The 22449-nt window shown below is 71.7% G+C and carries 10 protein-coding genes; 4 read left to right on the top strand and 6 right to left on the bottom strand.

Going from position 1 to position 22449, the window contains the following annotated elements; genetic code table 11:
- Window positions 1–89 precede the first annotated feature (89 nt).
- Together I4Q55_RS36415 and I4Q55_RS36420 are read left to right on the top strand one after the other, a co-directional pair.
- Window positions 90–581 carry a MarR family winged helix-turn-helix transcriptional regulator gene (locus I4Q55_RS36415; RefSeq protein WP_206791901.1) on the top strand — a complete coding sequence of 164 codons (492 nt, stop codon included), beginning with the start codon at window positions 90–92 and terminating at the stop codon, window positions 579–581.
- A gap of 471 nt (window positions 582–1052) precedes the next feature.
- Window positions 1053–2750, top strand: a complete 1698-nt coding sequence (locus I4Q55_RS36420) for an enoyl-CoA hydratase-related protein (RefSeq protein ID WP_242546933.1) — start codon at window positions 1053–1055, stop codon at window positions 2748–2750.
- A 213-nt stretch (window positions 2751–2963) separates the two neighbouring features.
- On the opposite strand, the gene I4Q55_RS36425 is transcribed toward I4Q55_RS36420, so the two are convergent.
- The 6 genes from I4Q55_RS36425 to I4Q55_RS36450 form a co-directional block, all read right to left on the bottom strand.
- Window positions 2964–13889: a calcium-binding protein gene (locus tag I4Q55_RS36425; RefSeq protein ID WP_206794239.1), complete on the bottom strand. Its 10926-nt coding sequence runs from the start codon at window positions 13887–13889 to the stop codon at window positions 2964–2966.
- A gap of 240 nt (window positions 13890–14129) precedes the next feature.
- Window positions 14130–14807 carry a helix-turn-helix domain-containing protein gene (locus I4Q55_RS36430; protein WP_206794237.1) on the bottom strand — a complete coding sequence of 226 codons (678 nt, stop codon included), beginning with the start codon at window positions 14805–14807 and terminating at the stop codon, window positions 14130–14132.
- Between the two features lie 103 nt (window positions 14808–14910).
- A complete protein-coding gene (locus I4Q55_RS36435) occupies window positions 14911–15630 on the bottom strand; it encodes a hypothetical protein (RefSeq protein WP_206794234.1) in 720 nt (239 codons plus the stop codon).
- Complete coding sequence (locus I4Q55_RS36440; RefSeq protein ID WP_206794232.1) at window positions 15623–18646, bottom strand: DEAD/DEAH box helicase; 3024 nt, start codon at window positions 18644–18646, stop codon at window positions 15623–15625. The genes I4Q55_RS36435 and I4Q55_RS36440 overlap by 8 nt, the downstream gene beginning before the upstream one ends.
- Before the next feature lie 257 nt (window positions 18647–18903).
- On the bottom strand, window positions 18904–20082 hold the full coding sequence (locus I4Q55_RS36445; protein WP_206794230.1) for a serine hydrolase: 1179 nt from the start codon (window positions 20080–20082) through the stop codon (window positions 18904–18906).
- A gap of 55 nt (window positions 20083–20137) precedes the next feature.
- Window positions 20138–20503 carry a MarR family transcriptional regulator gene (locus I4Q55_RS36450; protein WP_307793399.1) on the bottom strand — a complete coding sequence of 122 codons (366 nt, stop codon included), beginning with the start codon at window positions 20501–20503 and terminating at the stop codon, window positions 20138–20140.
- 37 nt (window positions 20504–20540) lie between these two features.
- Here I4Q55_RS36450 and I4Q55_RS36455 point away from each other — a divergent pair, with 37 nt between their 5' ends.
- Both I4Q55_RS36455 and I4Q55_RS36460 read left to right on the top strand, forming a co-directional pair.
- Window positions 20541–21056 carry a hypothetical protein gene (locus tag I4Q55_RS36455; RefSeq protein ID WP_307793398.1) on the top strand — a complete coding sequence of 172 codons (516 nt, stop codon included), beginning with the start codon at window positions 20541–20543 and terminating at the stop codon, window positions 21054–21056.
- A 152-nt stretch (window positions 21057–21208) separates the two neighbouring features.
- Window positions 21209–22438, top strand: coding sequence for an HNH endonuclease signature motif containing protein (locus I4Q55_RS36460; protein ID WP_206794226.1), 1230 nt, complete (start codon window positions 21209–21211; stop codon window positions 22436–22438).
- Window positions 22439–22449 lie beyond the last annotated feature (11 nt).

Genomic DNA, 22449 nt, shown 5'->3' on the forward strand with positions numbered 1-22449 from the left:
GAAACCGGCCGGCCCCGCACGCAGGACACCCTCGTTTTCGTTCATCGGCACATAATTATGTTTACATAACTATCGGGTAGCGTAAAGGGGTGCCGCTCCCCCAGCCTCCGGACCCGTACGCCGACCTGGCCGACCTCGTGCTCAACGTCGCGCGCCTGATCCGCCTGCGCACCCCGGCCGAGCCGGACGTCGTACCGCTCACCGCCACCGAGCGCCAGGTCATGCGCATCGTGGACCTGGACCCGGGGTGCGCACCGAGCCGCATCGCCGAGCGCGCCGGCTTGCAGCGCACGAACGTCAGCACGGCCCTCCGCGGCCTCGAAGCCAAGGGCATGCTGACGCGCTCGGGCCACGGCCGGACCGTGACGGTGCACCCCACCGAGCTGGCCCGGACCAACCTCGAAGTCCTCCGCGGCGCCTGGTCGGAGCTTCTGGCAGGCCTGCTCGACGACATCGACCCGGCCGAGATTGCGCGGTGCAACGAGACCCTCGCCCGGCTGGAGCGGCGCTTCGCCGGCGACGGGGCCGGCCGGGCGGCACTTCTTGCGCAACCTCGGCCGCCCGGTCCGGCAAGCGCTTGAGCTGCCTCCTTTCCGCGGTACGAACCTGCCGACGACCTGCCGTCCGAGTGCGGCGAGCACCTCGTCCGCCGCGTCGAGAGCCGCACCGCCGTCTTCAGCTCGGCCCCGATGGCGCACGCCGCTTCCGTGGCACGCGCGAAGTCCGGCTCAGGCCGCGGTGCGCAGCGGCCGGACCGCCCGGACTTCTCACGACGGAAGGCCTTTCGAGGAGGAGAACAGGGTGCTCCGCCGTGCATTGAAAGCGCTTTCTCAAAGTGACCGACAAAACGCAAGGTGACCGGCGGTCACACCGTGTCGAGAGAAGAAATATCTCCACTTCACCGCCGTAAACGAATGTTTCGCACGGCGCTTCAGCCGAACACCCCGGTTGGCCGAACGGGGTTACCCCGTTGGCCGCGTCGACTTCACCGCCGCCTCGGGTAGCGTCGGTCGGTCGCCCCGGGATCGAAAGCGTCAACGAGCGGAGGCCCGTTGAAAATCCTGCTGCTGTGCTCCGCGTTCAACGGTCTCAGCCAACGCGCCTGGCTCCAGCTGCGCGGCCGCGGCCACCACGTCACGGTGCGGACCGTGCGCGATCCGCAGGACATCGCCGCCGCGGTTGCGGCAGGCGATCCCGACTTGATCATCTGCCCGTTCCTGCGCCGGCGCGTTCCCGAGGGGGTCTGGCGCCGCTACCGCACGATCGTCATCCACCCCGGTCCGGAAGGGGATCGCGGCCCGTCCGCGCTCGACTGGGCGATCATGGACGCCGAACCTCGCTGGGGCGTCACCGCCCTGCAGGCGACCGGGGAGCTCGACGGCGGGCCAGTCTGGGGCACCCGGGTGTTCCGGATGCCGGCCGACCCGCCGCGCAAGAGCACGCTCTACAACACCGAGGTGTCCGACGCCGCGCTGAGCCTCATCGACGAAGTCGTGACCAAGGCCGGAGACCCCGGGTTCGCGCCCCGGCGGCAGGACAGCCGGGCGGGCGCGGACCGGCCCCTGGTCCGGCAAGCCGACCGGGCCTTCTCCTGGGGTGACCCGACCGGCCACATCCTGCGTCGCGTCCGCGCCGCGGACGGCCGGCCCGGCGTGCACACCGAGCTGGCCGGTGTCCCGGTCGCCGTGTTCGACGCCCATCCCGGGGACGCCGGGCCCGGCGAGCCCGGCACCATCGCGGCACGCTCGCGCAGTGCCGTGCTGGTCCGGACCGGCGACGGCGCGCTGTGGATCGGTCATGCGCGGCGGCTGGCACCCGAAGCCCCGGGCACGACGGTCAAGCTCCCCGCCGTTCTCGCCCTCGGGGACCGGGTTCCCCCCGTGCCGCGGATCGCCGCGCCGCCCGGCCTGCGGGACATCGGCTACCGGCGGGCAGGCCGGGTCGGCTTGGTGCGCTTCGCGTGCTACAACGGCGCGATGTCCACGGCCCAGTGCCGCCGGCTCGGCGCGGCCGTGCGCTACGCCTCGGCGCAGGACACCGACGTCCTGGTCCTGGCCGGCGGCGAGGTGTTCTCCAACGGCCTGCACCTGGGTGTCATCGACGCGCACCCGGATCCCGCGGCGGAAGCCTGGCGGAACATCACCGCGATCGACGACCTCTGCCGGGACATCATCGGCTGCACCCGCCAGGTCGTGGTCTCCGCGCTCGCCGGCGACGCCGGCGCGGGCGGGGTCATGCTGGCTCTCGGCGCCGACAAGGTGATCGCCCGGGACGGCGTCCTGCTCAACCCGCACTACCGGAAGATGGGTCTCTACGGCTCGGAATACTGGACCTACGTGCTGCCGCACCGGGTCGGCGAAGCACAGGCACACCGGCTGACCACCGACTGCGAGCCGATCACCGCCGCCGAAGCCGCCGGGATCGGGATCATCGACCGGCTCGCCGCGAGCGACCGCGCGGCCTTCGTCGCGAACGCACTGGCCTACGCCACCGAACTCGCCGCCGGCGGCCACGCGAAGGCCCTGATCAGCCGCAAGCGGGCGACCCGGGAAGCCGACGAGCAACGCCGCCCGCTGGAGACCTACCGGATCCGGGAGCTCGCCGAGATGAGCCACGACATCTTCGACGACCGCCACGGTTTCGCCCACGCCCGGCGCGCCTTCCTCACCGGCCGGCCCGCCGACCCGGCACCACCGGAACCGCCCCGGCTGCCGGTCCCCCGCCGGCCCCCGAAGACACCCGTCGGCTGACCGCGGCCGGCGGGTCCGGTGGGCACGGCCGGCGAAGGCGGCAGGTCACGGCGGGCTCGCGGGACAACGCCGGCCTCGGCTGACTGTCTTCCCAGAGGACTCGGCGGCGGAGCCTACGCCGAAGTGGCACATCATTGTGCCATTTGGCCCTAGGGTCCGGCAGCACGGCGGGCGCCCGGGATTCCGGGCGCCCGCCGTGGCTCTTCCTCCCTGTCAGGGTGCGCAGGCGTTCGGGTTGTCGAAATGCCCCGGCGTGGTCGGGAACGCCGGTCCCGACCCGTGCTCCTGCAGGTCGGACTGGTACACCAGCGCCAGCTCGTCGAACGCGGACGTGCCTGCCGTGGTCACGTCCCCGGCCGCCTGGCCGGCGCCCAGCGAGTACGCCCACCGCTGCAGGAAGTCCTGGTGCGTCGGGCTGAACTGACGGACGTCGTTGTAGCCGCCGTAGGCCGCGTTGCAGTGCGTGTACAGGTTGTACGCTCCGCCCCAGTCCAGCAGGCGGTCGCCCTGGTTGGGGCCGTTGTCGGCCACGTCGGCCTGCAGCACGTCACGGTCCCAGCCGCCGTAGATCCAGTCGATGCCCTGGTGGTGCTGGTTGTCCGCGACGTCGGCGTTGTGCAACTCGGTCAGCTCGAACCACGTGCACGGGTCCACCGTCACCGCGTTCTTGCCGTTGCCGAACGTCTGCGGCCACGGGTTCGCCGTGCACGTCGTCTGACCCGGCGTGCCGTACGTGCCGCGCGGGCGCCAGTCGATGATGTCCGAACCCAGCGCTCCGGTGTTCGGATCGACCGACGGGCCGGACGTCGCGCCCTTGCCGCCGAGGACGTAGTCGACGAGCGAGTCGTTGACGCCGCGGTCGTTCGGGTTGGCCGGGTCGGTGCTTCCCTTGCCACCCCACAGCACGTCCGCGCCGTCGTCGCCGAAGACGATGTCCCCGCCCGAATCGCCGTTGGCCAGGTCGTCGCCGAAGCCGCCGTGGATCGAGTCGTGGTCGTCGCCGCCGCGGATGCGGTCGGTGCCTCCTTCCAGGTCACCGCGGTGGGGCATCGCCGGTGCGTTGCCCGGTGCCGCGAACGCGTCGCCGTTGACGTCGTGCTGCAGGTCGACCTGCCGGGTGACCGAGCCGGGCAGGAAGCCCTCGTAGTGGATCGCGGGCACCTGGCTGTTGTCGATCACGAACTTGTTCGAGCCGTCCTGGTACACGTCGACGATGCCGCCGCGGTCGCCGACCATGGCGTCGTCGCCGCCGGTGCCCCACATCCGGTCGTCGCCCAGCTCGCCGTACATGTCGTCGGCGCCGTCGCCCGGAGCCGTCGTCGTGCCGGTGTCGCCGTGCATCAGGTCGTTGCCGTCCTGGCCGTACAACGTGTCCTCGCCCGCGTCGCCCCACAGGTTGTCCCCGCCCGACGCGCCGAGCGCCTCGCACGTGGCCTGCGTGGTGGTGCAGAAGCGGGTGGGAGCGCCGCCCGCGCCGTGGCGGACGAACGCCGCACCCACCGGCGGGGTCGCCGGGTAGCGCTTGGCGTAGATCCGGTTCGTCAGCGGCAGCGACACCTTCGACAGGTCGTCGCCGAGCGCCACCGGCTTGCCGGTCTGGTCCACGATGTCCCGCACCGCGGTGCCGCCGTCGCCGAGGACGAAGTCGGCGGCGCCGTCGCCGTGCACGTCGTCGGCCGTGTCGCGGAAGACCGCCAGGGAGCTGCCGCCGAGCAGGTCGTCCTGCCCGTTGGGTGCGGAGACGTCGCCGAGGTCGCCCGAGGCCGCGCCCGGCCACACCGGGTTCGGCGGCGTGATCGGGATCCCGGCTTCGGCCAGGGTGCGGTCGCCGAACATCGTGTCGTGGCCACCGTTGCCCTCGGCGTAGTCGTCGTGCGCGCCGCCGGAGATCTGGTCGTCGCCGTCCTGGCCGAAGACCACGTCGACGCCGCCACCACCGGACAGCTGGTCCCCGCCCGCGACGGGACGCGCCGGCGCGCCGAGGAACCCGTTGCTCCACGAGAGGTCGAGCAGCCGCAGCGAACGTTGCGTCTCGAACGTCCCGGTGCTGCCCACGCGGAGCAGGTACGGCGACGGCGGCGCGATCCGGTCGGTGATCGCGTTGTCGCCCAGCACCACGTCGTCCCCGGTGCCGCCGAACACGACGTCACCGATGTCCGGCTGACCCTGCGTGGTCAACGCCGTGTCGGTACCGAAGATCACCGAGCTGCCGCCGACGAGGTCGTCGTCGCCGCCGTTGCCTTCGATCCAGTCCCGGCCGGGACCGCCTTCGGCGTAGTCGCCGTCGGCGTTGCCCTTGAGCCGGTCGTTGCCCGACTGGCCGAGGATCGCGTCGCAGCCGTTGTCCCCGGTGATGTCGTCGCCGCCGGAGGTGTTCGGCACCGGCCCGTCGCCCAGGTCGTACAGCTGGATGCTGCGCTGGACCATCGGCGCCGCGCCCTGCGCGTCGGTGTCGAAGCGGCCCTGCGTGATCGGGCTCTTCGGAATGCCCGCGTCCCGCGTCAGCAAGGCGTTGTCGCCGGTGATCAGGTCGGCGTCGTCGCCACCGGAGATGGTGTCGCCGGTGTCGAGCTGGCCCGCCGTGCCCTGGCCGGTGCCCGACTCGACGTACGACGAGCCGCCGACGAGGTCGTCCTGCCCGGACTCGCCGAACAGCTTGTCCGCGTCCTGGCCACCCTCGCCGTAGTCGTCGCCGGCGTCGCCGTGCACGGTGTCCGTGCCGCCCTGGGCGTAGATGACGTCCGTGGCCTCGCCGCCGAAGATCGAATCTCCGCCGGACGTGCCCGCCACCGGCGTGTAGCCGAGGTCGAACAGCACCACGTGCCGTCCGGCCGACAGCCCGCGGCCCCGCGTGACCGGGTCGCCGGTGTCGCCGCCGCCTGTACCGGTGATCGTGGCGTTGTCGCCGGTGATCACGTCGTCGGCGTCGCCGCCGGAGATCGTGTCGCCCGCGTCGGGGTAGCCGGCCGCGTTCTTGACCGCCGGGTCGCCCGGCGTCTGGTGGCTGCCGCCGATGATGTCGTCGGCGCCGGTCTCGCCGTTCAGCGTGTCGGCACCCGGGTTGCCTTCGATGCGGTCGGGGTCCTTCCCGCCGAAGACCGTGTCGTTCTCCAGCCCGCCGAACAACGCGTCGTTGTCGAAGCCGCCGGAGATCGTGTCGTCGCCGCCCAGCGCCGGGTCGGCACTGGCCAGGTCGAACACCGGGCCGCCGGGCACCAGCGGATCACCGTTGTCGCCGATGATCGTGTCGGGGCCGGTGTCGCCGAACAGCTTGTCGCCGTCGTCGGGCTGGCCGGCCGCCCGGGTGCCGCCGACGATCGTGTCGCCGGCCAGGCCACCGGAGACCCAGTCCGTCCCGTTGTTGCCCTCGATGGTGTCGGGGTCGTCGCCGCCGAACATCGTGTCGGCGCCGTCGTTGCCATAGAGCATGTCCGCCCCGGCGTCGCCGTGGACGGCGTCGTCGTCCGAGCCGCCCCAGACCTGGTCCGCGTCGCGGCCGCCGTGCAGCGCGTCCTTGCCCTTCTCGCCGCACACCAGGTCGTTCGCCGCTTCGGCATCGACGTTGTCGTCACCGCCACCGGCCCGGACGTTCTCCACGCCCGCGCCGCCGATGATCCGGTCGTTGCCGTCGAGCGGGTCGTTCACCGACTCGTCGACCGGGGTCGACGGGATCGGCGTCCCCGCCTTGCACGGCGTCGTCTGCTTGTCGCCGTAGACGTCCGCGCCACCGTCACCGCCGATGACGTGGTCGAAGCCGAGGCCACCGACCAGTGTCTTGGGCGACGGCGTCACGCCCTGCGGCAGCGGGGTGTGCGTGACGACGTAGAACGGCCCGAAGCCGTCGGTCTTCCCCGGGTTCGGGAAGTCCAGAGTGGACGGTTCGGCGATCACGTAGTCGTCGTCCGGGCCGCCGTAGAGCGTGTCGGGCCCGAAGCCGCCGAACAGGATGTCGTTGCCGCCGCCACCGCGGAAGTCGTCGTGCTGGTCCTTGGTGGAGTGGCCGGTGACGCGGTCCTGGCCCTTGCCGCCGTAGACCGTGTCGTTGCCGCTGCCGGTGTCGATCGTGTTGATCGGCCCGCCTTCGGGACCGCCGGAGGTGTTGGCGTCGTCCGAGCCGTAGCCGTCGATGCCGGGATCGACCTGGGCCGCCGGGTAGATCTTGTCCGGCCCGGTGCCGCCGGCGAACCGGTCGCTGCCGTCGCCGCCGACGAGCGTCGCGCCCTGCGACACGAACAGCGCCTGCGGATAGGTGGGCACGTCCTTCAGCGGGTCGTCGGCCGAGACGCCGAGGGTGTCGTCGCCGCCGTTGCCGAACGCGGTCGACTTGGCCAGGCCCACCTTGATCGTGTCGCCGGCGTCGCCGGTGCCGGTGCCGCCCGCCGGATCGGGCAGCAGCGCCCAGTTCGGCACGGAGACGCTCGGCCCTCCGGTGCCGTCTGTTAGGGGGTCGCCGCTGTCGCGGCCGTCGTTCTTGAGTTCCTTCAGGCCGATCGACGTCACCGGGGGCGCGCCGAGGCTCGAGTCGCCCGCGACGATGTCCACGCCGTTGCCGACGGTGATGCTGTCGACGCCGGGACCACCCGCGACGCGGGCTTTCGCGTCGTCGCGGACGTAGCTCGTCTTGTTCGCGGCGAGCACGGTCCGGTCACCGGTGACGATGACGTCGTCGCCGGCGCCGCCGTCGACCCATGAGTGGCCGATACCGGTCTTGATCTGGTCGTTCTTGGTGCCGCCGAACACGACGGCGTCACGGTCGAACTGCGCGGTCGGCGGTGGTGGGCCGGTCTTGGTGGTGTCGGCCTTGGCGTCCCCGATGAACGTGACGCTCATCGGTTTGGCGTAGCCGCGGCCGTCGACGATGACGCGTTCGATGTTCGGGTTCCGGAACTCGCGCCGGATGCCGAGCATGTCCACGGCCACGCCGGTGAACGCCGGGTTCGCCGGGTTGGCGTAGTCGTGCAGTGAAGTGATCTTGACGGTGTCCTTCTCCTGGTTGTTCGACTCGTACGGGTCACCCGCGCCGCCGCCGCGTTGCGCGGTGTGGCCGAGCGCGGCCGCGTACACGACCAATGTCTTCCCGTCGCCGCTCAGCCCGCCGAGCTTCGGCGGTGGTGGTGTGCAGTTCGGGGTCGCGGTGAAGTCGAGCAGGGTGACGTCGACGATCGTGAAGCTGAACGACACCGAGAACGGGCCGAACCCGACCGTCACGTACAGCTTGAGGAAGACGTAGAGCCGCCCGGACACCGTGAACAGGCATATCGGGTTGTTCAACGCCGTTTGCAGGAACTCCGTGATCCGGAACTTCCCGTCGTGGTTGGGATCGTTCCACAGGAACGAAACCGTGAGGCCGAGCCCGCCCTCGATGCCGACCGTGATGATCACCGCCGTGACCGCGGCCCCGGCCGCGATCTCGCCCGTGAAGGTCACCACCGGGATCGGCTTGCCGTTTTCCGTGGTGTAGAAGAACAGGCTCTGCAGGAACGCGTTGCCCACGGTGCCGAGGTCGAGGGTGCCCGCGCGGGCCGCCTCGAACGCCTTGCGGATGCCGTAGGTGTCGAAGCCCGCGACGATGCGCAGGGTTACCGACGCCGAGCCGTGCAGGGTGATCACCACCGGCGGCGGCGCGTACACCGGCCCGAACTGCTGGCGCCAGTCGAAGCCGAGGCGCAGTGGCCCGGAGTCGAACTTGACCAGGTCGACGTCGCCGCCGAGCAGCACGTTGAACAGTGACGCCGGCTTCTCGAACACCGGGAAGCTGAAGCCGGCCGCCGACGCCTGGGTGGTCATCGGGTTGACCGAGTTCGGGTTGGAGTTCTTGCCGTTGATCGTGTCGAGCAGCGGCGCGAACGTGGTGCCGCCCCCGGCGTCCTTCTTGGTGCTGATCAGGCTTTCGGTGTTGTCGGGGGTCGCTGTGGTGTCGAGTGCCTTCTGGCCGCCGAGCTCGAACGAGCCGAGCGGGATGAGGCACGTGGTCGTGCACGTCGGGAAGTTGTTGATGAAGGTGATGATCCCCGCGATCGTGTCGACGAACTTCAGGTCCGGGCCACCCGCGATCGTGCTGAACGCCTTGCCGAGGGAAACGAGCGTGACGTCGCCGCCGCCGGCCAGGTGGGACAGGTCCGACAGCACCGGGATCGGCGCGTACAGCGTCTTGATCACCGGGTCGAGCGGGCCGGTCACCTGCTTGACCTTGTTGACGATCGGGCCGAGGATCTTCCCGAAGATCTCGCCGCTGTCGATGGCGACCTTGTCGAACGCCAGCGTCAGCGGGCTGTTGCCGCCGTCGGCGCTGTTGGTGCCCGGCTTGACGTTGTTCCACGCCCAGTGCAGGCGGAAGTTCGCCTGGATGCCCGGGAACCCGGCGTCGTCACCCGGCCGCGCCTTGAGCAGCCAGTTGATGTCCGCGCTCGCGTGCAGCTTGACGTCGGCGAGCCGGTCGAGTCCGGCGTTCTGCAGGTCGGTCAGGTGCAGCCGGCCGTTGGTCGGGTCGTCCGGCGCGATCAGGTCGATCTTGAACGCGCCGCCGAACAGTGGCAGGACGGCGTTGGCCGGGGGCGCGGCCGCGGCGTTGCAGTCGTCCGCGCTCAGGTCCTTGGTGCAGTTCTCCGCGGTGATGTTGATGAACGCCAGCTGCGCGTTGATCTTCTGCGGCAGGGTGACGTTCAGCCCGACCGCGAACTCCGGTTGCGCGGAGTCCTTGGTGATGACGAAGAACCCTTCGCTGCGGCTGATGCCCATGGCCAGGTGCAGCCGCCAGCCGAGCTGGACCTCGGGGCCCGCGCCGCCGTCGGCCTTGAGCGAGAACCCGGGGATGCCCAGGTCCAGCGGCACGGACTTCTTCAGGCACTCGTGGCCGGCCGGCAGCCCGGCGCAGTTGAGCAGGTCGCCGCTGAAGTCGCCCTGGCTGACGTTGAGGCTGATCGTCACGGCGTCGAGGTCGTTGTACGCGCAGTCGTGCGGCTGCGGGTTCTCGGCCGGGTTCTCCGGGGCCCCGCCGATGGCCGCGGCGCCGGTGTCGGTCGTCTTGGTGCCGGTGACGTCCGCGATGAGCTTGAAGACGCCGCCTTCCTCACGGAACACCATGTACCCGGAAGCGCTGTCGACCGGTTCCCAGGAGATGTCCAGGGAGTCCGTTGCGGACAGTGTGGCCGGGCCGGTGGTGATCGAGCCGGGGTCGCTCGCCTTGGCCTGCTTCTTCTCCCCGTTGATCGTGGCGTAGGACGCGATGACGTACCGGTAGGTCTTGTCGGCCGCCGTGGCGCCTTCGTGCAGCGCGACCGTCGGGACGCCGACCGTGCCCAGCCGCGTCTTGCACACGGTGTCGACGGTGACGGTGTCCGGGTTGAGGCCGGCGGCGGCGAGCTTCGCGCCGAGCTGGTCGTTCACCCAGCCGCGCACCGCGGCCATGTCGGTGAAGTGCCCGTCGGCGGGCAGCTGGTCCAGCGCGGTGTGGATCGCCGCGCGCAGCTTGCCGATGAAGTCCGCGCCCTGCTGGAGGTCGTCGCCGAGCAGCGGCAGCTTGCCGCCGAAGCTGGCGGTGTTGAGGGCCTGCTCCACCAGGTTGAGGTAGCTGTCGAGGCCGTCGAGCCTGCCGAAGTCGATCAGCCGCTTGGCCAGCTCCTGGCCCAGCAGCGTCGGGTCCGGGGTCTCCAGCCGCGGGTGGCCGTCGATGGCGGCGCCGCCGAGGTCGAAGTAGTCGTCCGGCGTCGTGGACTTGGGCAGGCGCAACGCGAAGTCGTTCGCCTTGGTGTCGTCGGTGATCACCTTGCCGTAGGTCGCGCCGCCGTCTTCGCTGATGTACAGCGGCAACTTGGCGCACAGGCCCAGTGGCGTGCTGCCGTCGAGGCCGCAGTTCACCGCCGTGCTCGCGGCGTTGACCGACGGGCCGACCGCGCCCACGAACTCGGAGAACGTCACCGGCGTACCGGTGCCGCCGCTCTTGGCCAGGTCGAGCGAGTAGGACGCCTTCGCGGTCGCCTTGTCCGCCGACTTCGGGTTGCCGAGCGAGACGGTCAGCGGGCCGAGGGTGGTCGCGATGGTGGCGTTCTCCACGGCGGCGTCGAGCTGCACGCCGATCTTGGAGTCGTCCAGGATGCGCAGGGCGTTCGCGTCGGCCGGGCCGGAACCCGGCTGCAACGGGACGACCAGGCCCATCTTGACCTCGCCGCCGACGCCCAGCGACACCGAGCCTTCGCCCTGCACGCCGGCGACGCGCTGGGTGCCCGCGGGCAGGCTGAAGTCGAACTGCACCGGGGTGCTGGTGTGGTAGGCGCGCTTCCAGTCCAGCCGGATGATCAGCGACGGCGTCCCGGCGAGGTCGGCGTACTCGAACTGCACCGGCGCGCTGCCCTTGAAACGCTCGTTGATCGTCTGGACGAGCCGCTGCAGGTTGTCCGACGGCGCCGCTTCCAGCATCGAGATGACGTCGTCCAGTTCGGACCGGATCACGTAGGCCGTCGACGGCGAGGGCTGGCTGGCCCACGGCCCGGCCAGGACGAGGGTGTCCGCCGTGACGCTGCCGACGATGCCCACCTGGGTCCCGGCGACGACCGTGCGCCCGATGAGGGTCTGCGGGAACGCGTTGCCCTTCTCGACGCTGCGCGCGGTGTCCTTCACGGAGTTGGCGCCGTAGGTCACCTTCGGGCCGGAGCCGGCTTCGTCGGCTCGCAGCAGGTCCCGCAGCGAGCGGCCGACCAGCGGGATCTTGGTGCCGAACACCGCGGCGCCGGCCGGGGAGGCGTCGCTGATCGACGCGTTGAGCGTCTGCAGCGTCTTGAGGACGATCGAGAACAGCGCCTTCGGGTTGGCCGGGTCGAAGTCGAAGTTCGCCAGCTCGGACAGGTCGCTCGTGCTGAACTGCGGGCCGTCGGAGCCGGTGAGCTTGGTGAGGTCGTTCCAGGTGAACCCGGCGTGCGCGGTGGCGCCCTTGAGGAAGTCACCGGTGCCCGGCGCGCTCGCGTCGACCCCGCCCGCGCCGCGGACGCTGACCTGGAAGTCGAGCAGCGCGCCGGGGTCGTGCAGCAGCTTGTCCACGACCGCGCCGAAGGTCAGGTCACCCTGGTCCTTGAGCTTCACCTGGAGCATGTGGTCGTCGGCGTCCGGGGTCCCGCCGCAGTCGGCGCCCGCGTCCGGGTGGCAGACGTGGGCCGCGCCCTTGAGCTCCACCTGGAGGAAACCGGCGTTGGCGAAGATGTCGACGTCGGCGTCCATCGGGAAGTCCGCGGTGAACAGCGAGGGAGCGCCGGCGGTGCGCAGCAGCACCCGGTCCGGCCCGGTCGGCGTCGCGCCGACGAGGATCGTGCTGCCGTCCGGGTTCTTCTGCTCGATCGGCGGGTTGTGCACGGTGGGGTTCCGCAGGTCGAGCACCAGCGTGACGGCGGCGTCGTAGGACGGCTTGACCTTCGCGGTGGCGTTGACCGCGTTGGCTTCGCCGACACCGCGGCCACCGGTCTTGAGGTCGTTGCCGAGCTGGACGACACCGACGTCACCCTGCATCCCGGAGATCGTGTAGGGCGCGTTGGCGACGGGGACGACCGGCGTCCAGCCGGGCGCCTGCAGGAACAGGGTGTTCTCGTTGTTGTTCTCTACCGTCGCCCCGGCGGCTCCGGCGACGACGTGCCGTCCCGCGAACTCCCCCGGCTTCCACTTCTGGTTCTCGTCCTTGAGCGTGGTCTGGGTGTAGGTCGTCTTCCCCGGGCTGCCCGCCGGACCGGACGCCGCCGCCGCGGCCGCGTTGAGGTCGACGGCCGTCGTGGGTGCCTGGCGCGAGATCGTGATCTTGAAGTCGAGCTTGGTCGTGCCCGGTGGGAAGTGGACGTCGGAGACGCCGATCTTGCCGCCACCGGGGAGGTTCGCCGCGGTGTTGAGCTTGTCGAGCATCTCCTGCAGGGACACGAACAGCGGCTCGCCGGCCTGTGCCGGGTCCGCGGCGGTCTTGGTGTTGTCCTGCAGGAACTTCTTGATCGACTCGTTGAGCTGGATCGCGTCGGCGAGGGTGCCCTTGAGGAACGGCAAGTCGAGGTTGCCGACCGGGTTCGCGGCGTCGCCCCACTTCGCGCGCTGGATCGAGGTGAGTGTCGTGGCCAGCTGGGCCAGGCCGGTGGCCAGGTCGCGCGGGGTCATGTTGAGGAACGGGCCGACCGTGTCGATGCCCTCGGGCACGATCTGCGGGGTGCCGGTGGCGATGTCGGGCCACTGGATGCCGATCTTGGCGTCCACGGCGGGCAGTTCGAGGGAGAACGAGCTCGCCGGCGCGGCGGCGAGGTGCAGCGAGCCGGTCAGCGACCCGGCCGGGCTCGCGAAGCCGAAGCTGACCAGGCCGGCCAGCGAACCGTTCTGGGCGAGCTCGCCGGCGGTGCCGTCGAAGTTGGTGAACGCGAGTTTCCCGTCGTTGTCCGGATCGTTGATCGTGGCCGCGAAGTGCGCCTTGAGGTCGAGGGAGGAATCGTCGGCGAGCCGCACGCCGAGGATGCCGACCGCGGCCTTGACCGCCTTGACGGCGTTCGCGTCGGGGAAGCCCGCTTCGGCGTCGACGGTGAAGGCCGGGGTGGTCCCGTCGTTGACGAAGTAGGCCTTGTCGTGGGCCTTGTCCCAGATGAGGCTCAGCTTCATCGTGGTGCTGACGGTGAGCCGCACGCCGCCGGTCGAGGAGAAGGCCGACTGCGGCGCGTTGGTGCCGCCACCGATCGGCAGCGGGACGCTCAGCGCCTGGTCCTGCAGCACGCGGGAGACGGTGAGGGTGAGGTCGAGCCGCTTGTCCTCGCCGACGGAGGTCAGCGTGGTCTTCAGCGTCCCGGTGCGGTCGGCGCTGAGGCTGATCGGCTGGTCGATGTCGAGATCGGCGTCGTCGACGGCGTCGGCCAGCTTCTTCGTCCCGGTGTGGAAGGCTTCCTGCGCCAGGGTGTCGAACCCGAGCGCCGCGCCGGGGCTGGTCTGGACGGCGGGCAGCGCCTTGGCGAGCTGGCCGAGCGTGCCGAGTCCCTTCGACCAGGCCGCGAAGCTGTTCGCGGGGGCGGCGAGGGCGTTCACCAGGGTGGTGACACCGGGGTCGGCCGCCCGGGCCGGAGCGGCGGTCACGACGATGCCGCCGAGCGAGAGCGCGAACGCCGTGGTCAGTCCGAGCCAGCGTCTGGAGCCCATGGGTCAACCTCCACTGTCGCGGGCGCACGGAAGACCGGCGCCGCTCACCGGGCGAGACTGACAAAAGGGACGGATCTTCGGGAAGAGCCGGGTCCGCTCAGTGGACCCGGACCCGCCGCGCCCCTCGGCTCCTGTCCCCAAGCGCCCCAATGTGGCCTTCGGTGCGTCCAACGCACCCAAGGCGGCCTTCGGTGCGTTGAACGCAACCAAGGCCACCTTGGGGCGCTTTGCCGGGGTCGCTCAGCGGAGGTGCAGCGGTTCCGCCAGCTCGCGCCCGGCCTCCGCGGCGGCGGACGTCACCAGCGGCCGCAGCCGCGGTAGCTCGTCGGCCGAGGGGCTCAGGACGCCCAGCGCCGCGACGACCCGGCCGTCCGGGGCGTGGATCGGGGCCGCGGCGCAGCTCCGCCCGGCCACCTCCGGGCCGGTTCCCGTGCCGCACCCGCCCAGCAGCACGTCGGCGAACGGGGTCGGGGGCGGCAGGACCGTGCCCGGCCGGACCACCGGCAGCCGGGCCGAGTGGCCGGCGAACGTCGCGACCACCAGGACCTCGGCGGCGGACAGCACGCACACCACGACGTCCGTGCGCGAGAGCTTGGCCAGCCGGACCGCGGGCCGTCCGGCGGCGGCGCGGATCCACGCGTGCCCGCGGTCGCGGCCGTCGCACAGGCGGCCGAACATCGGCCCGACGCCGTAGCCGCGGACGCGGTGCTCGGCCGCGCCCATCCCGCACAGCTGCTCCAGCAGCCGGTGCGCGGTGGACTTGGGCAGCCCCGCCCGGCGGGCGGCCTCGGTGAGTCCCAGTTCGGCCTTCGCGTCGGCGAGTGCCTCCAGCAGCGCGAACGCGCCGGCCAGCACACTCCGGCCCGGAGCCCGCCCGGCCTCTTCGACCAGCCGCAAGTCAGAGCCGTCCGTGAACATCGACGCCTCCCCTCCTGGGCCGAATGGCCGTGCCGGGGGGCAAGTCGCGCCGCGTCGCCACGTCGTTACGGCACCTCCCACAGGTGGGTGAGGGCCCGCCCTGCTAACCGGTGAGGGCCCGGTAGGCCGGCCGGAGCAGATCGGCGACGACTTCGCCACCCACCGTGATCGCGAACGGCGGCGCCTGGTCCAGGAGCACGTCGGACGCCGTCCGCGGCGCGTGCAATGGCGCCGCACCACCGAGGCCCGGGGCCGGACCACCGGCGAAGAACGTGGCCATGACGTCGGTCAGGGCCGGGGACCCGTCGCCGGGGTGGAGTGGCTCGGCGGAGATCAGCCGGTGCTTCAGTTCCTCGAGCAGCGCCTCCCGGTTCCGGCCGCGCAGCGCGAGGACGGTGAACGGATCCTCCGCGACCCGCGCCACGAGCGCGGAGAACACGGCGTTCAGGTGGCCACAGGGCACTTCGGCGGCCGGGCAGGTGCAGTCCAGCGAAACCTCGCGGGCCGCCGACGGGAACAAGGGCAGCCGGACCGTTTGGCAGACCTGTTCGACGTCGCGGGGCAGCTCGCCGCCCAGCAGCTGGACGGTGAGCGACGCCTTCGCGGCGAGGGCGTGGGTGATCGCCGCCCAGTCCGCTTTCCCGAACGCCGCCAGGCCGATCCGCACCTGGTGCGGCCGGCCGTCGCGCACCTCGGCGTCGACCCGCCCGGCACCGACCGTCAAGGACGCGACGCGCCCCTGGCCCTTCGCCGGCAGCGGGACGCCGATCGACGTCAACGCGCGGACGAACCGGGTCGCCCACCACGGGAGTGGCTCAGTCATCGATCGCGTCCTCCCCCAGGGTGAGCACCTCGCGCAGCGCGTCGGTGGACAGTTCGGTGAGCCAGGATTCGCCTTCGCCCACCACCATTCCCGCGAGCGCGCGTTTCTTGGTGATGAGGGTGTCGATGCGGTCTTCGATGGTGCCCGGGCAAAGGAACTTCCGCACCTGGACGGTGCGGCCCTGCCCGATCCGGAACGCCCGGTCGGTGGCCTGGTTCTCCACGGCCGGGTTCCACCAGCGGTCCAGGTGCAGCACCTGGCCGGCCGCGGTCAGCGTGAGCCCGGAGCCGCCGGCTTTGAGCGAGAGCAACAAGATCCGCGGCCCGGCGCCGGACTGGAAGCGGTCCACGATCGCGTCGCGCGCCCCCTTGGCCAGGCCACCGTGCAGGAATCCGACTTCGGTGCCGAGCCGGTCCGCCAGGTGGGGCACGAGCAGGTGGCCGAATTCGGTGTACTGCGTGAAGCACAGCACCCGGTCTCCCGAGGCGAGGATTTCCGCCAGGACCTCTTCGAGGCGGGTGACCTTGCCGGAGCGGTCGCCGATCGGGGAACCGTCGTGCAGCAGGTGCGCGGGGTGGTTGCAGACCTGCTTGAGCTTCGTGATCGCGGCGAGGACGTTGCCGCGGCGCTTGATGCCTTGGCTGTCCTCGATCTTCTTCATCATCTCCTCGACGATCGCGCGGTACAGCGTGCCCTGTTCGCGGGTGAGCCGGTACTCCTGCCGGATCTCGATCTTTTCGGGCAGCTCGGGGACGATCGCGGGATCGGTCTTCACCCGGCGCAGCAGGTACGGCTGGGTGCGCCGGCGCAGCGCGGCGGCCGCGGCGGTGTCGCCCCGGCGCTCGATCGGGACGGCGAACCGTTGCCGGAACTCGAACCTGCTGCCGAGCAGCCCGGGGTTGAGCAGGTCCAGCACCGACCACAGGTCCGCCAGCCGGTTTTCCACCGGCGTGCCGGTGAGCGCGAGCCGGTGCCCGGCCGGGAACCGGCGCACCGCCTTGGCCGTCGCGGTGTCGGCGTTCTTGATGGCGTGCGCTTCGTCGAGCACCAGGCGTCGCCAGTCGAACGTCTCGAGCTCGCCGGCGTCGCGGGCGGCGGTGGCGTAGGTCGTGACGACGAGGTCGGCCGCGGCCACCTGCGCGGCGAGCGCGTCCCCGTGCCCGCGCGCACTGCCGTGGTGGGCGTGGACCCGCAGGCCCGGGGCGAAGTTCGCCGCCTCCCGCTGCCACATGCCGACCAGCGACATCGGGCACAGCACCAGCGTCGGACGGCGCTCGCCGTCCGCCCGCTCGAGCGCTTCGAGCGCCAGCGTCTGGACGGTCTTGCCGAGGCCCATGTCGTCGGCCAGGCAGGCGCCGAGTCCCAGCGCCGACATGAACGCGAGCCAGGCCACGCCCCGCTGCTGGTAGGGGCGCAGCGTGGCCTGGAACGACGGCGGCAGCTCGACCGGCCGCAGCGTCTGCCGGACCCGCCCGGCCAGGACGTCCCCGACCCAGCCGTCGGCGCGGACGTCGACGACCGGCAGCGGCGTCTCCAGTCCCAAGTGGACTGTTTCCAGCAGCTCGGCCGCGGTGGGGCGGCGGTTCTGCCGGGCCGGGTCCCGGCGCAGGAACTCGAGACCGGCGCGGAGCCGGTCGGCGTCGACGCTGATCCACCGCCCCCGCAGCCGCACCAGCGGTGTCTTCGCCGCGACGAGCCTGCCCAGCTCTTCTTCGCCGATCTCGTCGTCGCCCACCGCGATCGACCAGCGGAACGCGGCGAGCTCGTCGCGGCCGACCCGGGTGCAGGCGACGACCTGCTCGGCCGGCGTGCTGCGGACGGACAGCCGCAGCCCGAGCCGGCGCCGGCCGTCCCAGGTGGCCGGGAGCTGCACTTCGAACCCGGCCTCGATCAGCCGGTTCGCCCCCGAGGTGAGGAAGCGTTCGGCTTCTTCGACGGTCAGGTCGTACTCGGACGGCTGCGTCCGGCGCAGGGCCGGCGCCAGCACCGGTTCCACCAGCGCGGCCCGGCCCAGTTCGGCGACGAGCAGTCCCCGCGGGTCCCGGACCAGGCCGTTCGCCTCGCCGGACCAGATCTGCCCGGCCGACAGCAGCAGGCTCGGATCGGCCGTGGCACGCAGGAGGAACTGCAGCTGCCACTTGGTGCCGTCGCCGGTCTGGTCGTCGGGATCGTCCGCGTCCGGCTGCCGCAGGGTGCGGACCTCGGCCAGCCGGAAGCAGGCCCGGCCGTCGACGACGTCGGTGTCGGCGACCTCGTCCCACTTCGCGACGGCCTCAGCCAGGACGCGGAGTTCGTCCAGTGGCAGGTCGACGCGGGGATCGCCGCCCTGCAGAGCGGCCAGCCACACCCCGGCCGCGCCCTGGCCCCCACGCAGGTCGACGGGCGGCTCGGCCCGCGCCAGCCGGTCCCGGACCGCGGCGTCGACCAGGGTGTGCAGGGCATCGGTGCCGAGCGCCCGCGGCGAGGCCCCGATGAGCGGCGCGATCTGTTCGGCCCGCCCGACCGGCGGCATGGCCGCCACCAGCGCGTCGAACGCGACGAAGTCCACGCCCTGCAGCACCGGGCGCCACCGGGCCTCCGCCGCGTCGCCCCGCCGGAGCAGCGTCGGCAGTACCCGACCGCGGCGCACCAGATCCCCGGCCAGGCGGGCAACGGCCTGCAGGTGGGTGACCGAAGCGCCGTAGGAGGCGGAGCAGTCGAGGTCGTCCAGCTCGGCCGCGTCCACGACCAACGCGGGCACGGACCACGCCCGCAGCGACGGCGCCGGGCCACGTGGCTTGCCGCCTGCCTGCAGCTCGGTGGCGGCGAGCGGCCGGTTCGCCCGCGACGGCAGCAGCAAGGTCACCGAGGTGGGCTTGCCGGGATGCAGAGCGGTCAGGTCCGAGCTGGAGACGGCGAACGGGTGCGAGAGCGCGATCCGCGTCGAGCGGCTCGACGTGCCCACCGGGCGCCGGTCGTGCTCCGCCCAGAGAACCAGGCCGCGGCCCGGAGACCACAGAGCGTGCACGAGGGGCAAGGGTCTTCCTCCGGTCCGGGTTCCCCGCCGATCGTCGCACGACGGGGCCCGGCCGCCGCCGCCGGCGGGATGTTCACCGGGCCGCGGTCACCGTCCGGCCCGACCTCGAAAGCCGGTACCGGCACCGGCCGGCCTGTTCGCCGAGTATCGCGACCGAAGCCGGGCGGCGCCGCGGGCCACGCTGTCGACCCACGCCGGCTCGGGGCTGCGGCACGAGCCCGGCCGCCCGGCGCGGGCGGGGGTCGGCGCAACCCGCGTCAACGCAGCGCGGCCTGGATCCGCGCGGCGCGTTCCGGGGCCGCCGGCAGGTCCGGCGTACAGAACTCCGTGACCATCGCCAGGATCCGGCGGGACGCCGCGGCGGGCGAGGCCGTCAGGTCGGGGCTCGACGCGACCGTGATCCCCCGCGTGCCGGCCGCGTCGCTCATGCTCCACGTGTTGTACCCGGGCACGTCTCCGCCGTGGCCCCAGACATCGGGGGCGCCGGGACCGCAGATCCCGGACAGGGAAATGCGCATCAGCCCGAGCCCGTAGCCGACCAGCCCGCCCTCGCCCGGCCACGGCACCGTGGTCTTCATCTGCGCCAGCACGTCGGCCGGCAACAGCTCGCCGCCGACCAGCGCGTGGAAGAAGCGGTTCAGGTCTGCCGCGCTCGAAATGATGTTGCCCGCGCCGAAGTAGCGGCTGAAGTTGTAGACGGTGACGTCCGTCAGCCCCCGCGGCGCCGGGTAGAGCTGCTCGTACCCGCGGAGGGCCGGGCGCGGGACCCACGGGAAGTCCCGCGGCAGGAAGGTGTCCGCCAAGCGCAGCGGCCCGGTGATCCAGTCGGCGAGCACCTGCTCGAACTCCCGGCCGGTGAGCTTCTCCACCAGCAGGGCCAGCACGTTGTAGCCGGTGTTGGAGTACGCCCAGCTCGTGCCCGGCGGGAACAGCAGCGGCTGCACGGTGCTGCCGTGGATCGCCTCGACTTCGCCGAAGTGCACGAAGCGTTCGGTGTCCACTTCCTCGGCGGTGGTCCAGGTGTACTGCGGCGCCAGGTCCCGGGGCACGCCACTGGTGTGCTGCAGCAGCTGCCGCACGGTGATCGGCTCCGGGTACGGCAGCAGGCCGGGCAGGTACTTCGCGATCGGGTCGTCCAGCCGCAGCCTGCCCTTCGCGGCGAGCTTGAGCACGAGCGTCGCGGTGAACGTCTTGGACACGCTGCCGATGCGGAACCGCCCACCGGTATCGGGTTTCGCCCCGGTGACGACGTCGGCGACCCCGGCCCGCCCCCGCCACCGCCCACCCGGATCCGCCGCGACGGCGATCATCCCGACGTTCCCGGCCTGCACGGCGACGTCCAACGCGGTTTGCCGCGAGTCCGGTTCCGCGGCGGCGGTACCGGTGCCGCCGGCCAGCAGCACGGCGCAAGCGGCGGAGACGACCAGTCGACGCATGATTCCCCCCGGTGTCTGCGGACCCGGCAACGGTAGCGCACCCGGGCGGACGGCATCACCGCTTCGTGAGCAACCGGGTCTGCGCACGCAAGACGTCGATCGTGCGCGTCACCCAGTCCGCGATCACCGCCTGCTCGGCCGGGGTGTAGCGGCCGCTCAGCTCGGCCATGGCCGCGTCGAGGCCGGCGAAGACCTTTCCGAACGCTCCGGGCACGGCCGTGATCACGAGCCGGCGGCGGTCGGCCGGGTCCGGTGCGCGGTGGGCGAGCCCCGCGCGCTCGAGCCGGTCGACCAGCCCCGTCACCGCGCCCGGGGTGAGGCCGATCTGCTTGGCCAGGTCCCCCGCCGACATCGAACCGGCGGCCGCGATCATCGCGAGGGCGCGCTGGTCCACCGCCGTCACGCCCAGGCTCGCGCCCACCGCTTCGTGGAACGGCGACCTGAGGCGAGCACTGGAAGTGCCGAGCTGGACCTGGCGCTGCTACGCCGGCAACTGGCGGCCCATCGTGGGCCTGTCGTCGATCGCCTCGATCCAGCGGTTGTTCGTGGTCAACTGGACTGGGCAGATCCCCCACGGCGCCGCCCTCGCCTCCGAGGTCGTCGTCCTGGCCGCCCGGATCGTCCTGGTGGTCCTGCTCTGGCGCCTCGCAATGCGCGGACTGACCCTCCGCTGGAGCGCGGGCCGGGCGTTCGCGCGCAAGCACTGGCGCAGCCTGCTGTGGCAGAGCGCGTTCCTCGGCGCGGCCGTCCTCGTCTTCGAAGTCCTGGCCGAACACGTCCTGGCGACGCTGCTACCCGAGCCCGCCCGGCAGACTTACCTCGCCGTCCTGCTGTTCCTGAAGAACCCCACGGTGATCGCGTTGACGCTCGTCTGGGGGATCGGCTTGGTCCGCCAGGTCTTCCGCGTGCGTCCCGCCGCCGAGCCGGGCGCCGCGGAGCCGTCTCGGCCACGACCGTCCACTATGGACCGGTAGAACCTCGGGCGGCGAGAAGAGGTGGCTGGGTTTCAAGCACGGCTTCGCCGTGGCGTGGTTTTCGGTGTTCTCGGGTGCGGACAGCGGCTTTACCTTTTGTTCCCACCGTATCGAGTGATGACCCTGTGTTCGATCGCCGGTAACTTGGAGACATGACCAACGACGCGGCTCTCTCCTCCGAGGCGGTGGCTCTCGCCGACCGCCTCAGTGAGCTAGTCGCGTCGATGCGGTCCGCTGAGGCCGAACTTGGTGCGGTGCTGGTGGAAATCGAGCAGCGGGGGGTGATGGAGCTGTTCGGCTACCGCTCCGCCGCCCGCCTGCTGGAGCATCTGGCCGATATGCCGAAGCCGGCTACGGAACGGCTGATCAAACGCGCCCGCCTGCTCAACCCCGGCCGCAACCTCGACGGCAGCCCCATCCCCGCACTCGCGCCCGCCACCGGCGCTGCCGCCCGCGCCGGGCGGTTGAGCAACCCGATGATCGACGTGATCACCAACGTCCTGACCCAGGTCCCGCCCGAGCATGGCGTGAGTGCCGAGGCCAACCTGCTGGCTTTCGCCGAGGAGGCCGGGCACAAGCAGGTCGCCGCCCTCGGCGCCCGCATCCTCGCCCACCTCGTCCCCGACGGGCCCGCCCCCGACGACACCGAACCCGCCGCCCCGACCCGGGAGCTGTTCCTGCGCCGCAAAAGAACCGGCATCTGGGAACTGAGCGGCCGGTTCGACGATGAGACAGGCACCCGCGCCCACGCGTTGCTGGATGCCCTGGCCGAGCGCCGCACCGGCGACGAGGGTCCCGACTTTCGCACCACCCCGCAGCGTTACGGGGATGCCTTCTCCGATGCCGTCGACCTGGCTCTGAATTCTCCGGAGTTGCCGATGCAGGCCGGAGAACGCGCCCACCTCATGGTCGCCGTGTCATTGGAAGACCTGAAATCCGGCGTCGGCAAGGCCACCCTCGGCGACACCGGCGCCATGACCGCCGCCGAAGCGCGGGTGCACGCCTGCGACGCCATGATCATCCCCGCAGTCCTCGGCGACAAAAGCGAACCCCTCAACCTCGGCCGCCTCCGCCGCCTCATCTCCGCCGGACTCCGCCGCGCCCTCTTCCTCCGCGACCGAGGCTGCGCGTTCCCGGGCTGTCATCGGCCACCCCGGCACTGTCAAGGTCACCACATCCGGCACTGGGCAGACGGCGGCCCCACAGATCTCACCAACCTGGTGCTGATGTGCGCCCACCACCACCGGCTCCTGCACCGCTCCGGCTGGGAAGTCCGCATCGCCACCGACGGCCTGCCGGAGTTCCTGCCACCGGTATTCATCGACCGACGCCGCAAACCAAGGCGCAACAACCTCCACGAACCACTCCCATTCACAGCATGAACACGGGAAAA

This window comes from Amycolatopsis sp. MtRt-6, from assembly GCF_017308975.1.
Lineage (GTDB): Bacteria > Actinomycetota > Actinomycetes > Mycobacteriales > Pseudonocardiaceae > Amycolatopsis.

Bases quoted from the DNA above. Each gene is read 5' to 3' on its own strand.
- I4Q55_RS36425 (WP_206794239.1), bottom strand. From the start codon at position 13,889: ATGGGCTCCAGACGCTGGCTCGGACTGACCACGGCGTTCGCGCTCTCG.
- I4Q55_RS36430 (WP_206794237.1), bottom strand. From the start codon at position 14,807: ATGTTCACGGACGGCTCTGACTTGCGGCTGGTCGAAGAGGCCGGGCGG.
- I4Q55_RS36435 (WP_206794234.1), bottom strand. From the start codon at position 15,630: ATGACTGAGCCACTCCCGTGGTGGGCGACCCGGTTCGTCCGCGCGTTG.
- I4Q55_RS36445 (WP_206794230.1), bottom strand. From the start codon at position 20,082: ATGCGTCGACTGGTCGTCTCCGCCGCTTGCGCCGTGCTGCTGGCCGGC.
- I4Q55_RS36460 (WP_206794226.1), top strand. From the start codon at position 21,209: ATGACCAACGACGCGGCTCTCTCCTCCGAGGCGGTGGCTCTCGCCGAC.